11 protein-coding genes and 6 pseudogenes are annotated in these 14,014 nt (G+C 46.4%); 4 read left to right on the top strand and 13 right to left on the bottom strand.

All coding sequences use genetic code 11. The features are described 5' to 3' along the window. Positions 1-35: 35 nt before the first annotated feature. The 11 genes and pseudogenes from yunB to JO375_RS02990 form a co-directional block, all read right to left on the bottom strand. Positions 36-845 (bottom strand): sporulation protein YunB, encoded by an 810-nt coding sequence (yunB, locus tag JO375_RS03040; RefSeq protein ID WP_229523072.1) that lies wholly within the window; start codon positions 843-845, stop codon positions 36-38. 123 nt (positions 846-968) lie between these two features. After that, positions 969-1,901 (bottom strand): aldo/keto reductase, encoded by a 933-nt coding sequence (locus tag JO375_RS03035; RefSeq protein ID WP_229523071.1) that lies wholly within the window; start codon positions 1,899-1,901, stop codon positions 969-971. Between the two features lie 98 nt (positions 1,902-1,999). Then, entirely contained in the window at positions 2,000-2,689 is a 690-nt protein-coding gene (locus JO375_RS03030) for a DNA alkylation repair protein (RefSeq protein WP_229523070.1), read from the bottom strand. A gap of 17 nt (positions 2,690-2,706) precedes the next feature. Then, the gene (locus tag JO375_RS03025; protein ID WP_229523069.1) at positions 2,707-3,324 is read right to left on the bottom strand and encodes a DNA-3-methyladenine glycosylase family protein; all 618 of its coding nucleotides are present in this window, start codon (positions 3,322-3,324) and stop codon (positions 2,707-2,709) included. A gap of 52 nt (positions 3,325-3,376) precedes the next feature. Continuing rightward, a pseudogene (locus tag JO375_RS03020) lies at positions 3,377-3,517 on the bottom strand (radical SAM protein); the annotation flags it as partial. A 15-nt stretch (positions 3,518-3,532) separates the two neighbouring features. Continuing rightward, positions 3,533-4,048, bottom strand: coding sequence for a methylated-DNA--[protein]-cysteine S-methyltransferase (locus JO375_RS03015; RefSeq protein ID WP_229523289.1), 516 nt, complete (start codon positions 4,046-4,048; stop codon positions 3,533-3,535). 144 nt (positions 4,049-4,192) lie between these two features. Continuing rightward, positions 4,193-4,402 (bottom strand): annotated as a pseudogene (locus tag JO375_RS24950) (Ada metal-binding domain-containing protein); the annotation flags it as partial. A gap of 146 nt (positions 4,403-4,548) precedes the next feature. Beyond that, positions 4,549-6,051, bottom strand: a complete 1,503-nt coding sequence (locus tag JO375_RS03005) for an alanine/glycine:cation symporter family protein (protein WP_229523068.1) — start codon at positions 6,049-6,051, stop codon at positions 4,549-4,551. A gap of 217 nt (positions 6,052-6,268) precedes the next feature. Next, the gene (locus JO375_RS03000) at positions 6,269-8,158 is read right to left on the bottom strand and encodes a beta-glucoside-specific PTS transporter subunit IIABC (RefSeq protein ID WP_229523067.1); all 1,890 of its coding nucleotides are present in this window, start codon (positions 8,156-8,158) and stop codon (positions 6,269-6,271) included. Positions 8,159-8,365: 207 nt separating this feature from the next. Further along, complete coding sequence (gene licT / locus JO375_RS02995; RefSeq protein WP_229523066.1) at positions 8,366-9,196, bottom strand: BglG family transcription antiterminator LicT; 831 nt, start codon at positions 9,194-9,196, stop codon at positions 8,366-8,368. Positions 9,197-9,468: 272 nt separating this feature from the next. After that, positions 9,469-10,908, bottom strand: a complete 1,440-nt coding sequence (locus JO375_RS02990) for a 6-phospho-beta-glucosidase (RefSeq protein WP_229523065.1) — start codon at positions 10,906-10,908, stop codon at positions 9,469-9,471. A 281-nt stretch (positions 10,909-11,189) separates the two neighbouring features. On the opposite strand from JO375_RS02990, the pseudogene JO375_RS02985 reads away from it, so the two are divergent. The 3 pseudogenes from JO375_RS02985 to JO375_RS02975 form a co-directional block, all read left to right on the top strand. Next, positions 11,190-11,522 (top strand): annotated as a pseudogene (locus tag JO375_RS02985) (L-fucose/L-arabinose isomerase family protein); the annotation flags it as partial. Between the two features lie 8 nt (positions 11,523-11,530). After that, positions 11,531-11,713: pseudogene (locus JO375_RS02980) on the top strand (hypothetical protein); the annotation flags it as partial. A 12-nt stretch (positions 11,714-11,725) separates the two neighbouring features. Continuing rightward, positions 11,726-11,836: pseudogene (locus tag JO375_RS02975) on the top strand (hypothetical protein); the annotation flags it as partial. A 111-nt stretch (positions 11,837-11,947) separates the two neighbouring features. Here JO375_RS02975 and JO375_RS02970 read toward each other — a convergent pair. After that, on the bottom strand, positions 11,948-12,748 hold the full coding sequence (locus JO375_RS02970; protein ID WP_229523064.1) for a TrmH family RNA methyltransferase: 801 nt from the start codon (positions 12,746-12,748) through the stop codon (positions 11,948-11,950). A gap of 72 nt (positions 12,749-12,820) precedes the next feature. Then, a pseudogene (locus JO375_RS02965) lies at positions 12,821-13,486 on the bottom strand (potassium channel family protein); the annotation flags it as partial. 159 nt (positions 13,487-13,645) lie between these two features. Between JO375_RS02965 and JO375_RS02960 the strand changes: the two are divergent. Continuing rightward, positions 13,646-13,879, top strand: coding sequence for a small acid-soluble spore protein SspI (locus JO375_RS02960; RefSeq protein ID WP_229523062.1), 234 nt, complete (start codon positions 13,646-13,648; stop codon positions 13,877-13,879). Positions 13,880-14,014 lie beyond the last annotated feature (135 nt).

The raw sequence follows: 14,014 nt of genomic DNA, 5'->3' as shown, positions 1-14,014 counted from the left end.
TTTGCCTTGGGAAGCACTTGTTCCCTCTCGTCCTGTTAAGGCGTTGAGGACGCACTGGAGGGGCTTTCCTCTTCCAATTCTACTGGAACGCTTTTGATGCCGGGATCTGTGGCGCTCCCGCTCTCTATCGTATGTGAAGGCAGCGCCAGCTGTGGAGCGACTGCACCATTTTTGCCAATCGGCTTCCCTTGATTGTCATAGTAGTACATCGGAACATTGCCAACCACCAGCAAATAAGATACGGGAATTTCCGTCTCCACAATCTGAGGCTGCATCTCAAACGGAATGACGACAGACACCTCTGTCGTAATCCGGATATACACTTCCACTAAGATCATGTTAATGCCCGCATCCTGTTGACGCGTGTTTAAATCCACCTTGATGGTCCCGTGCGGCTCCACCTTTAAAGGAATTTTCGGGCCATATGCCGCCAGCAGCGGACTGTTCAATGCCTGACCAATGGGAATGCGCTCATCAAAATGACTCATGCTGTCCATCGTTGCCTTGACTGCCTTGAGCGTGTCTGACGTAATTCTCATATGTTCTGCATAATTCAGAACAAATCCGGAGGTTCTCCCTTGGGCATCTGTTCTCCATTCGATCAGATGATCGGCTGTCTTTCCCTGCTTTACCTGTGCTGTAATGGCTGAATTAATGGCCTCGGTCGCCATTTGCTTAACCCGTACTTTGGCCAGATGCATCATGGGTGGCTTCAAATGCTGCTCTACATAAGCAGCAATCTGTATCATTCCTACCAGCAGCACCAGCGCTACAATGAGCAATACTCTGCGTCTGCCGCGTCGCCTTCTGTTGGGTAGGCTGTGCCATTGCGGTCTTCTCATCATCCGATCCCCCTGCAGCGATGAACTTACCCTACAAGGATATGCGAGGGACCTACGAAAAAGAAGCTGCCCGTCCGGCAGCTCCTCTTGGGATAAATATATAATTTCAAATCGCAGTCTAGCGAATTATTTGAAAATGTGATCAATCTTGTCGATATCCGTCTGACTCAGCCGGACACTCAGCGTTTTCAAATTCTCCAGGACCTGCTCCGGCTTTTTCGCCCCTGGAATGAGTGCATCAATCGAGTCGCGAGTCAAATACCAAGCCAGCACTACATGAGCCACCTCAGCATTTAATGCATTGGCAATCTGCCGTACCTGCTCTACCTTTTCCAGATTACGGGCAAATGTTTCCCCCTGAAACAACGGATTATTAGCTCTGATGTCCGTGAAGGTTGTATCCTTCGTATATTTTCCGCCCAGCAGTCCGGCTGCCAGCGGGAAATAAGGCACAAATGAAATATTATTCGCCTTGGTGTAAGGCAGCAGTTCCTTTTCCGCTTCCCGCTGAAGCAAATTATATTCGGATTGAAGCACATCTACATAGCCGTCGCTATTCGCATCCTTTAACTGCTCAATGGAAAAATTGGATACACCAATCGCTTTAATTTTACCCTCGTCTTTAAGCTTCTTCAGTTCTCCGACTGCTTCTACCTTCGGGGTAGCTTCATCCGGAAAATGGATGTAAAACAAATCAATATAATCGGTTTGCAATCTTTTCAGACTGGACTCAACAGAAGCACGCAAAAATGCTGGCGAGTTGTCAAAAACAACCTTTCCGTTCACAAATTTGTGCGCCCCCTTAGTCGCAATCACAGCTTTATCACGTTGGCCGCGTTCTTTCAAAACCTCACCAATCAAGCGTTCGGAGTGTTCAGGTCCGTAAATAAAGGCCGTATCCAGAAAATTGATGCCGTTATCCAAAGCTGTGCGAACTACTTCCTTGCCCGTTTCATCGTTCAAACCGGAAAAAAGATTATGTCCGCCCACCGCATTTGCACCCAAACCGATTTGAGTTACATATAGATCTGTTTTGCCAATACGCACTTGCTCTGCCAATTCACGTCATCTCCTTTTTGAAAGTTACTTCCATTTTATTATTGCATTCCAAAAAAAGCAAAGTGCGTGCCTGGATGAATATTGGCCGGGGACACCTTCTAATTTCTTTTTCGCTTCATATTGCGGATGATCGTTTTGGTTTTCTGATCCACCCGGTATGATTCGATGATCTTTTGCAGCGCTTTATTGAACGTAAAATGGTCCAGCGTATTGTTTTGCAAGTAATTCATTGTAATTTCGGGCAGCTTAATATAACAGATGGATATCGCCCATGCTACCGCCATTTGTACATAATAATCCTCACAATGAGTCTGATCCAGTAATTCAAGCACCTGATCGATATATTGCTCCTCTATATAAAAATTCAGCAACATCACTACGCCAAACCGAATTTCATATTCTTTATTAGAGAACAGATAGAGCTGAATAAACTCCCATACCCGTTCCTTATGATTTTTCGTCCATTTTAAACCAGCGCAAAAACTGTCACATACAGACCAATTATTAATTTTAGGAATAAATGTGGTAACAGTATGCAAAGCTTCCTCTATGTCTGTTTGTATATACCCAATAACCATACCTTGCAGCATCACTTCCTCGAAGTACTCGCTTTCGGCAGTCTCCAAGTAAAGACGCCAATCTCCTTTGGCAATCGTCTGCGCCAGCTTGCGCAGCACCGGCAATCGTACCCCCAGTACATTATCAATCGTCGGGAGCAATGAAGCCGTAAATTTCTGAAAATCGGTATCAACGTGTGACAATATTTGTTCCCGGATTGTTTTTTCCACAGTCCCACTCCCTGACCTTAACGAAATGAAATACTCCACAAATAAATGGAGGCCACCGAACCATAGGGTGAATACACCTGCCGATACTCCTCGAACTGCTTTTTAGTGAGGCTACCCAGATTGTATAACTTCATCATTCCCCGTCGAATAGCCATATCGCCCCAACTGACGACATCCGGACGCTCCATGCAATGAATCAGCATCATTTCAGCCGTCCAGGGACCTATGCCCTGTAATGAGGACAGCTTTTGGATTACCTGCGTATCGGAGAGTTCATACAATTCCTGCAAATCCAGCAAGCCTTGCTCTATCGTTTGGGCCAAATTCATGATACATGCGGCTTTTTTCATGGTTATGCCACTGCTTTGAATATCCTCAGCTGAATGGGCGACTATACGCTGCGGAGTTATCACACCCAGCTTCTCCTGCATTCTGGCCCAGATCGTTTCAACTGCCTTGGCTGAAACAAGCTGTCCGACAATCGCATGAACGAGCGCAGTGAACAGGTCCGGAATGACCATTCGTTCTACTTTGCCCATTTGTGACATCGCTCTACCGAGTACGGGATCTGCGGATTTTAGATATTGAATTTCCTTTTCGCCATAGTCGAAGTTTTTGGTAATTACGGTGTTCATTCCGCTCATCCTCTCATCAAGGTTCAAATCCTTTCTTGCTCACGTAAAGCTGTTATTCAGGGGAAACATGGAGAAAACGCTCATACACCGCCTTATAGGCGACCGGGTGATACCAGTCTTCCAGCCCCAATGGCTCGTACAACGCACCGATATTTAAGCTTCGTGTCCGCCTTCCTCCACTGCCGTCTCCCATAATGAGTGTTCATCCTTAGCCCCGCTCAAGCTGCAAAAGCTTTACCTTCATATCCAAGCCGCCGCGATATCCGGTCAAAGTGCCATTTTTACCGATAACCCGGTGGCATGGAACGGTAATCAAAATCGGATTAGCACCGATAGCAGCTCCCACCGCACGAACGGAGGCAGGCTTTTGGATCGCATGGGCAATGTCTGAGTAGGATTGTGTCTCCCCATACGGAATGTCACACAAGGCGTCCCAAACCGCCCTTTGGAACGCAGTCCCTTGAATGTCAAAAGGAATCGTAAAGCGCGTGCGCTCTCCACGAAAATATTCAACCAGTTCCTTGGCATAGGGCTGTAAGAACGCCGCCTCTTCGACTAAAGAACTGCCAGGATATCGCCTTCCCGCCCATGCTGTCAATTCCGCTACAGGTTGATCGGGTGAGCCCACATAACATAATCCTTCAGATGTGGCTGCAATATATAAATTCCAATCCTCATAGGTCAACAATGACCAATAGATCGTTTTACTGGTTTGAATTGTCATGCTGTATACCTCCATTTGCGCTTTTTTGGATTTGAGCAGACGATATTGCAAGGGAGTGCAGCCCATGTAATTGTGATTTACATATTCTGTAACACATGCAATCCATTCATGATCAGGCAAACGTTGCCCGGTCGGCTTGCACCTTTTGCATGGCCGAAAATGCTCCGCCAAAGCCTGCTCTGCTGTTTTGAATATACGAATGTTTTCCCTTTTGGGCGGACGCGATTTGCAGGAGGGGCGACAAAATATTCCCGTTGTCTTCACAGCGTACAAAAATTTCCTATCATATGATTTGTCATTGTTTACAATAGCTCTCCACTTATCGTCAGTTACTGATACAGCGGATATTCCCATTTATATCACCTCTCATATGCGATCCTGCCTCCCGTATAGCTATGTCTAAATTATAAACGAAATAGTGAACATATGTACTCCTTTTAGAATGTAAAGGCAAGATAACGAAAAAAAGATGACTCCAGCAGAGCCATCTTTAATCTTGCTTATTTACTTTCCCAGGCTTGAAGTTTGCCCGGTTCAATGGTGATCGTCAGCTCATCTGCAGGCTGCTGATATCCATTTGACCAACATTCGGTATTGGGAATCCCTGCCCTCTCCGGGTCGAACACCGGGTCCAACCCCTGCTTTCGCTGCCGTTCGTAATCCTTGAGCACCAGGAGTGCAGGTTTGGCAAGCAGAATCATGGCAATCAGGTTCACCCACAGCATAATACCGACGCCCATATCCCCCAAGGTCCAGGCCAGAGCTGATTCCTTGACTACCGTTCCGTAAAACGTTGAACCCAGAATAACCAGCTTTAGCACCAACATGGGCCATTTCGCTTTGTGATCAGGGACCAGATAGGACATATTCGTTTCTGCGATGTAATAATAAGCGATGATGGTTGTAAATGCGAAAAAGAACAATGTAATCGACAGCAGACTTGAACCAAAGCCCGGAAACACCGACTCAATAGCAGCCTGCGTATATTGGGTTCCTTCTTCGACGCCAGGGAGATTGTGGACAATATAACCGCCGCCGGGTCCCTTCACATTGTACATACCTGTGAACAAAACCATAAAAGCCGTAGACGTACACACCAAAAAGGTATCTACGTACACGGAAAATGCCTGAACCAGCCCCTGCTTGGCCGGGTGAGATACTTCAGCAGCGGCAGCCGGATGCGCACCGGAGCCTTGTCCGGCTTCGTTGGAGTAAATCCCGCGCTTTACGCCCCAAGCAATCGCTGTTCCTACCATGCCGCCGAACACGGAATCCATACCAAAGGCACTGCGGAAAATGAGTGAGAATACACTCGGGAGTGCAGTGATATTCGTCATCATAATATAGAAAGAGACGAGAATGTAGCCAAGGGCCATAAAAGGAATGACCACCTCAGCAACCTTCGCAATCCTTTTTACCCCGCCAAAGATAATAAGTGCCAGTAAAACGACAACTAAAATCCCTGAAACCTTCATATCTATCCCAAACGAGCTGTGGAAAGCTACAGCAATGGAATTTGACTGGGTTCCCGGCAGTAACAAACACATAGCTACCAGTGCGACAACCGCAAAAATAACAGCAAACCATTTTAGCCCGGTTCCTTTTTCAATATAAAAGGCAGGGCCGCCCCGGTACAAACCATCGCGCTTTACCTTATATACCTGAGCCAGTGTGGATTCAACAAAAGCCGTAGCTGACCCGATAAAAGCCATGACCCACATCCAAAATATCGCCCCAGGTCCTCCCATTCCGACAGCCAAAGCAATACCTGCTATATTCCCGGTCCCTACACGCCCCGATAGCGCCATTGTAAAAGCCTGAAAAGAAGATACTCCTGCCTCAGAACTCTTTCCTTTAAATACCAAATAAATCATTTCTTTGAGATGCCTGATTTGCAGGAATCGAGTCATGATTGAAAATAACAAGCCCACGCCCAAACAGACATATATCACCGGATTACTCCAGATGATGCCATTCACTGCTCCTACCCATTTCTCTAACATTCCTTGCCTTTCCCCCTGATTAGTCGATAAATTCCTGGTCTGTTTTTCCAGTAATTTTGCATTATTACAAAAAAATTATAGATGAGATTGTATCACCATACAAGTTCATTTAATTGACATATTGTCAATTACGAGCAGACTTATCCGGCTGTATCCATGATGACAAAAAAACGCTGATGATCCGGGAATGTGATCATCAGCGCTTTCCTTAAGACATTCAGGCAGTACCCTCTTGGTCTTTCGTAGTGGCGGATAGCTTTAACAATGGTTCCTGCTCTTTTACCTGACCATGGGCAATTGGAACGATGTCTGTATATTCGGAAGAATTCGTGATAATAACTGGCGTAATCGTAGGGTAACCTTCTGTCTTGATTTGTTCCATATCAAATTCGAGCAACAAATCCCCGGCTTTTACCTGATCGCCTTCTTTGATATGGGAAGTAAAATGTTTACCGTCCAGCTTAACCGTATCGACTCCGACGTGAACCAGAACTTCTGCACCATGGTGCGAAACAATCGCAAGCGCATGTTTTTTCTTGAATGCCACAGTAATGGTTCCGTCGAATGGGGCTACAACTCTGCCCGTTGTCGGTTGGATGGCGATACCTTTACCCATAGCTTCCGAAGCAAATGCAGGATCGGGAACCTCCGACAGAGCGACCACAGTTCCTTCAATCGGGCTAAGTACCTCTTCATTAGAAAAAACAGCTGCAGGAGTGGATTCTTTAGCCGAATTGTCAGTGGTGTCCCCTTCATCTACCGGATCTTCAAATCCCAAAATATAGGTCAAAATGGCCGAGACCAAAAATGATACGGTAATTCCTAAAATCATTCCCGGGAAGCCTTGTCCGCCAGGACCGTAAAAGATCGGCAAGGTCAGCAAACCAGGCGCGCCGGAGGCGAATGCTTGCGTTCCTGCTTGGCCGATAATGGCACCGCCAATAGCACCGCCGATAACACCGGCGATAAATGGACGCTTCAGCGGCAGTGTAACCCCATAGACAGCAGGCTCTGTGATGCCGAACAAAGCGGTCAGTGTGGCAGAACCGGCCAGCGTTTTCAGCTTTTTATTTTTCGTTTTCAGCATGACACCAAATGCCGCGCCCGTTTGAGCAAAGATGGAAGCCGAAGCAGAAGGCTTGATTCCGTCTCTACCGTTAACAGCAATGTTATTAATGAACACAGGTACAAGGCCCCAGTGAACACCGAAAATAACGAGCAACTGCCAACAAGCACCGAGGATTGCTCCAGCAAGCAGCGGACTAAAGCTGAACGCGGCAACGAGTCCAGCGGCAATCCCATTACCTACGTACACCCCGACGGGTCCGAAGACCATCAAAGTCAGAGGAAGCATAATGACAAGCAAAATTAACGGTGTAACAAAGTTTTTGACGCTCTCATGTATTAGCCGATTGCACAATTTTTCCAGCTTGCTCATGGCGATAACAGCCAAAATGATTGGAATGACGGTAGACGAATAGCTCATCATCACAACCGGAATCCCGAAGAAATCTGTAGGCGTGCCTTCCGTTTTCAACGTAACGATGGACGGGTAAAGCAACCCTCCGGCAATCGTCAGGGCAACAAAGATGTTGCCACCAAACTTCCGGGCTGTTGTAACCGCTAACAAGAGAGGGAGAAAATAAAATAAACTGTCAGCTCCAGCATACAAAATCATGTAGGTCGTTTCTTTTGGATGCAACCAGCCAAGGTTGCTGGCAATCAGCAGCAAACCTTTCAAAATACCTGACCCTGCCATCACTCCGAGCAGCGGTGCAAAAATACTGGAAATCACATCTATAACGGCGCCTAATCCCTTGTTGCCTTTAGCCAATTTGTCTTCATGTCCAGTTTCGCTCAAAATGTTGGATACCTTGCCGATTGCATTATAAACCTCCGGCACTTTGTTGCCGACGACGACCTGGAACTGACCGCCGCTCTGCTTAACCGTGATAATTCCATCGGTTTTTTCCAGTTTTCCTTTGTCTGCTTTGGCTTCATCCTTTAGCACAAACCGCAGACGGGTAGCGCAGTGAACAAGCGATACCACATTGTTTTCGCCCCCTACCAGGTGCACAATTTCTTTTGCCAATTTTTCATAGCTCATGTTAGACACCTCCATGTACTAAGGGTATTTTACATATTTAGGCACACAAAAAACCTAAGCCTTGAAAAATAGTGGGCCATTGGTGTCCCGCGATTTTTCATGACTTAGGTTTTGCCTGCATAACCAGTAACAATCCCAGTTAAAAGTATTAAATTCCCTTTATCCTCAAAATATATTAAATATCCCATTTATGTCAACAAAAATATTTTATCTGTTCACCACCCGCTCAATATGCACGGTCAGATACAACTTTTCTTCATTCGTTAATTCATGATTATATTCTTTTTTCACAAAAGCTCCGATTTTCTCCGTACAGGCCGCCGCTTCCTTGTGCTTTCCCTTAATCATGTCGTACAAATGGTCATAGTTATTTTCGTAGTGATTCCCCTTGAATACGCGCTGAGCAAAAAATTTCAGATGCGTAATAAAACGGAAGTAGCTTAGCGAATCCTCGTCAAAATCAACCTTGAAATGATATTTCGCGATATTGATAATTTGCTGGATAAACTTTGTAATACTCATGGTAGTGATGACTTCCTCGTTCATTTCGGCATTCACGATATGAATCGCGATAAAAGCCGCTTCGTCCACAGGCAGCTCAATACCGAACCTTTGCTTGATTTGCTCGAGCGTTTTCAACCCAAGCGCAAATTCTTCTTTGTACAGCTGCTTAACTTCCCACAATAACGCGTTTTTAATTTCCAAACCTTCCTCATATCTTTCAATAGCGAAATTAATATGGTCGATCAAGGAAACATAAATATTTTCGTTCAGCTTTTTGTATAAATTGTGCTTGGCGTCATTAATGATTTCCTCCACGATCACAATCAAATCAAGTGGGACTTCACGCAGCAGCATTTTGAAGTTATCGGACGTCTGCTTGTTTTTCAGCGCAAATACCTTCTGAATTCTGGTTTCGTCCACTTTGTCTCCAGGCTTTTTCTTAAAAGCAATCCCCCGCCCCATCACCACGAGTTCCGTGCCGTCGGACTGGTAGACGCTGATTACATTATTGTTGATGACCTTTGCTATATTCATCTCGATCCCCCGTTCCATATGTCAGCAAGAGCCACAATCATTCCATTATTTTACTGCAAATCAAAAAAACCAAAGCGCAGCAAATAAACGAGACTATAAAATCTGCTTATTTGTGGCTTAGGTTTTGCCTGCTGCGCAGTAACAATCCTATAGAATGATGGAATTGCGTCAAGTATAGCCCGAAGAGGATTGATTGTCAACGCTTTCACTCAAGAAACGAAAACCGGAAATCCCGGGTAATTCGGGTATTCCGGTTTATTTCTTATGGAGATTTATTCTCCCAGGTTTTCCCCATTGGAATGAATCACGTTTTTGTACCAGTGGAAGCTTTTCTTTTTAATCCGTTTCAACGACCCGTTGCCTTCGTTATCGCGGTCTATATAAATATAGCCGTAGCGTTTTTTCATCTCTCCCGAAGAAGCACTAACAATGTCAATCGGCCCCCAGCTTGTGTAGCCGATAATCTCTACCCCATCCTGAAGGGCTTCGCCCATTTCGACAATATGACGCTTCAGATAGTCGATCCGGTAATCGTCGTTGACTTCTCCTTCTGGCGTCAATACGTCGTTGGCCCCAAAACCATTCTCCACTACGAACAGAGGTTTTTGATAGCGGTCATGCAGTTGGTTGGCCGTGATGCGGAATCCTTTTGGATCGATCGTCCAGCCCCACTCGGACTTGCCCAGATACGGGTTGGACACAGAGCCGAACACATTGCCGCTGGTCATATTCTTGACAACGTCTGGGTCGGTGCTGGTTGTCCGGCTCGAGTAATAGCTGAATCCGATATAATCGACGGTATGATTTTTCAGAATATCTGCATCGCCTGGCTCCATCTCGATATTCAAGTCGTGATCCTTGAAGAAGCGCTTCGCATAACCAGGATATTCACCGCGTGACTGTACATCAATAAAGAAGTAGGACTCACGGTCTTTTTCCATCCCCTGAAATACATCCTCAGGGTTGCACGTATACGGATAAAAGCTGCCAGCTGCCAGCATACAGCCAATCTTGGCATCCGGTATGATCTCGTGGCACGCTTTTACAGCCAATGCGCTTGCGACAAGCTGATGGTGAGCGGCCTGGTATTGAATTTGTTTAACGTTGTCTCCTTCTTGAAATACAAGTCCAGCACCAAGGAAAGGCAGATGAAGCAGCATGTTGATCTCATTGAAAGTCATCCAGTATTTCACTTTAACCTTGTAACGGGTGAATACGGTTTTGGCATAAGTTTCAAACAGGTTTACCAGCTTCCGGTTCCGCCAGCTTCCATATTTCTCAACAAGGTCTACCGGAACGTCAAAATGCGCAAGGGTCACGACCGGCTGGATGCCATGCTTATGCAATTCATCAAATAGATCATCGTAGAATTGCAGTCCTGCTTCATTCGGTACAGCATCTTCTCCAGTTGGAAAAATACGAGCCCAGGCGATGGAAACACGCAGCGCTTTAAAGCCCATTTCTGCAAATAACGCAATATCCTCACGATAGCGATGGTAAAAATCAATTGCTCCGTGCGAAGGATAGAATTCGCTTTCAAGCGGGGTGAGTGAAGGAACATCCCCCTTCATAATGCTTCTTCTCTTCTCTCCTGTAGGCAGCAAGTCCACCAGGCTCAGTCCTTTACCGCCTTCCAGAAAAGCGCCTTCGGCCTGATTGGCAGCAAGGGCACCGCCCCATAAAAAGTCTTTCGGAAAAATAAAGCTGGACATAAATGTTCTCCTTCCAAATATGTGATAAAACAGGACTGCAAGGCTGATGGATAATAAAAAAACCTAAATCAGCCTGAATACACTTACTGTGTAGACAAGTCGATTCAGGTTATGCCCTAACGGTAACATCCCATGAAATGGTTATACATATTTGAGAAGAACTCTAACAAAGATTTGGGTATCTGTCAACTTCATCTGTTACGACGGCAATCCGTGTTGCTATCCGGTAACCCCATTAGTTGAGCGGTTGGGAGAAGCACAAGATTTACGCTCTGCAAACCGGGTGCGGCATAACCATCGCTTGTTTTGATGGCGACCACAGGGAGTATTCCATATTCCTTGGCAAAGCTAAAGGGATTGAGGGACCTTATACCAGCGGCTCGTATGTCTGGGTAGAAGTCAACGACTGGCCGTTATGGGAAGAAAAGCTCGTCAAAGGACCTTACGTCCACCACTAGGTGGGCATTCATACTAACGTCATCCCAGCTCTTTACGAGGCCTGTAATTATCCCCCAGGTGTCAAGGCAGACCCGGTAGACCCTACCGAACAGGAGATTCAACGCTGGTTGCGCGGTTCCGCTCTCACTACTACTAAGTCAAACATTCTGGTGTAACTATTTTAATTCAGGAGAACAGACACTATGGAAACCGAGACCTGAAAATCAAAGCCGCACAAATCCGTAAGGATCTGCTCACCATTATCCATCGTGCCAAAACAGAGCATACGGGAGGCTCGCTGAGCAACACGGACATACTCACCGCCCTGTACTACGAAATCATGAATATTGATATCGCTAATCCTAAATGATGGGAGGAGCGCAACTGGAACGCCAACGCCAATCTACTACAAGTACAGCGCGATTATTTTGGTGCCCATACCTATGAGCGAAGTGCTTTAGAAGGAGTCTTCCACACAAACTGGCAGTGATATAAAGCGACAGATGCCCTTCCCTGCTTTTACAATGTAAAAAACTGGAGAAATGCCCTGAATTAATCGTTCCCCAGTTGCCAGACTTTGGTTTTGATTGAGACACTAATTTTATTTTTGGACACTTTTTCGTTGTCTCATCGCCTCAAATAATAGCACCGTAGAGGCCATAGCAGCGTTGAGTGATTCCGCCTGCCCCTGCATCGGGATGAATATCGATTCATTGACTATGCGTGCGGTGGCATCGGAAATGCCTTGGCCCTCGTTGCCAATCACAAGCCAGGCGGATGCACGCAAATCCACGGCATAGCATGACAGGCTGGCCTCCAGCGAGGTGCTGATCAAGCGGGCCCCCTTGCTTTGCGCCTGCGGCAATAGCTCTTCCAGACTGCCCTCAATCACCGGCAGATGGAACAACGATCCCATGGTGGAGCGGATCGTTTTGGGATTGTACAGGTCAGCGCAGCCATGACCCAGAATGACGCCAGCCGCTCCGGCAGCGTCTGCACTGCGAATGATGGTGCCTACATTGCCGGGGTCCTGTACCCCGTCCAGCACCATCACCAGCGCATCCGGCTGCTCCAGCAATGCCGGGAATGCACTGCGCTCCGCCTTAAGCACGATGGCAAAGACAGGCTGCGGAGTCTTCGTGTCCGTGCATTTGGCAATGACCGCCGCTGATACGGGAATCCATTCCACAGGCTGGTCAGCTTGATCCAGGTCATTCAGCTCAGCGGGAATGCCCTTCTCCAAATCATAAACGACGCTTTCGACAGCCGCGCTCGAGCGCAAGGCTTCCTGCACCAGATGAATACCCTCAACAATATATTTGTGCTGGCGGGTGCGATGTTTTTTTTCCAGCAGTTGTGCCCATTCTTTTACACGCGCATTATTTGGTGAAATGATTTCCATTCATGATCCGTCCGTTTCTATAAAAATAAATGCGTTACTTGTGCTTAATGCTTAGATACCTTTTTGTCGCTCCTATGTAGCAAATGCTAACTCCAGCTTGGCCAGATCATCCTTATGACCCACAATAATCAGTACATCCCCGGACTCCAGCCGATCTTCCGCATAAGGAGAGATGTTCATTTCCTGATTTCTGCGGATTGCCATCACATTGCAGCCAAAGCGTGCACGTATGTCGAGCTCCTTCAGATTTTTGCCAATCATGGCGTCAGCGGCTTTCATCTCCAAAATGCTGTAGTCCTTGGACAACTCGATATAATCCAAAATATTGGGCGAGGTCAAATGATGGGCTACCCGCAGCCCCATGTCCCGTTCAGGATAAATGACTTTATCCGCACCTATCTTGTGGAGTACCTTGCCGTGTAGTTCATTTTGCGCTTTGACCACCAATGTCGGTACACCCATATCCTTCAGAATCAATGTGGTCAGAATACTGGCCTGTATGTCTTCGCCAATCGCAACTACAATGACGTCAAAATTGCGAATCCCCAGCGCTCGAAGGGCTTCCTCATCTGTTGAATCGGCAGACACTGCATATGTTACAATATTTGACATTTCCTGTGTGCGCTGCTCGTTCGAGTCAATCGCCAGCACATCAAAGCCCATCTCACTCAGTGCGGTCGCAACACTGGAACCAAAACGTCCCATGCCAATGACAGCATACTGTTTTTTGGCCATACCTTTTTCCCCTCCCGATCACCATTATGTCCGTCATAGTATAGCATAACACGCTATAAACTTAAATTTTGACATGCTTTGCCAAATGCTCCTTCATGCATATTCACCAGTAGCCCAAGCCATAATACTTCTGATAACTATTACAACATACGGGAGGCACACATGCCCATTACACTTGATTTACGGCAAGCGATTGTTCACAAAGTTCACGGCAAATCCGAAGCTGATCTGACGGATATGATTATGGGATCAGTGGATGGACCAGAGGCTGCTCTGCCTGGATTGGGTGTCATTCTTGAGATCGCCTGGAAGCATATGAATCCAAACCAGCAGCAAGAGTTCGTCCATTTGGCGCATGAGCAAATCGACAAAATCAAACCCGTCCCCTTGACATAGTCCCTGTCTATTCAGCTCTTGTTATATTTAGCCGTGGTTATTATTCTGCTCGTACATGAAAATGAGAATAGTCCACTCGACATTAAACCTGGAGTGGACTATTCGTTGTACACCAAGATACCTGAGATCAGGTCT

The organism is Paenibacillus farraposensis (genome assembly GCF_020736845.1).
Classification (GTDB): Bacteria; Bacillota; Bacilli; order Paenibacillales; family Paenibacillaceae; genus Paenibacillus; species Paenibacillus farraposensis.
The sequence above is the reverse complement of the archived record's forward strand: the minus strand, read 5'-3'. Positions and strand labels throughout refer to the sequence as shown.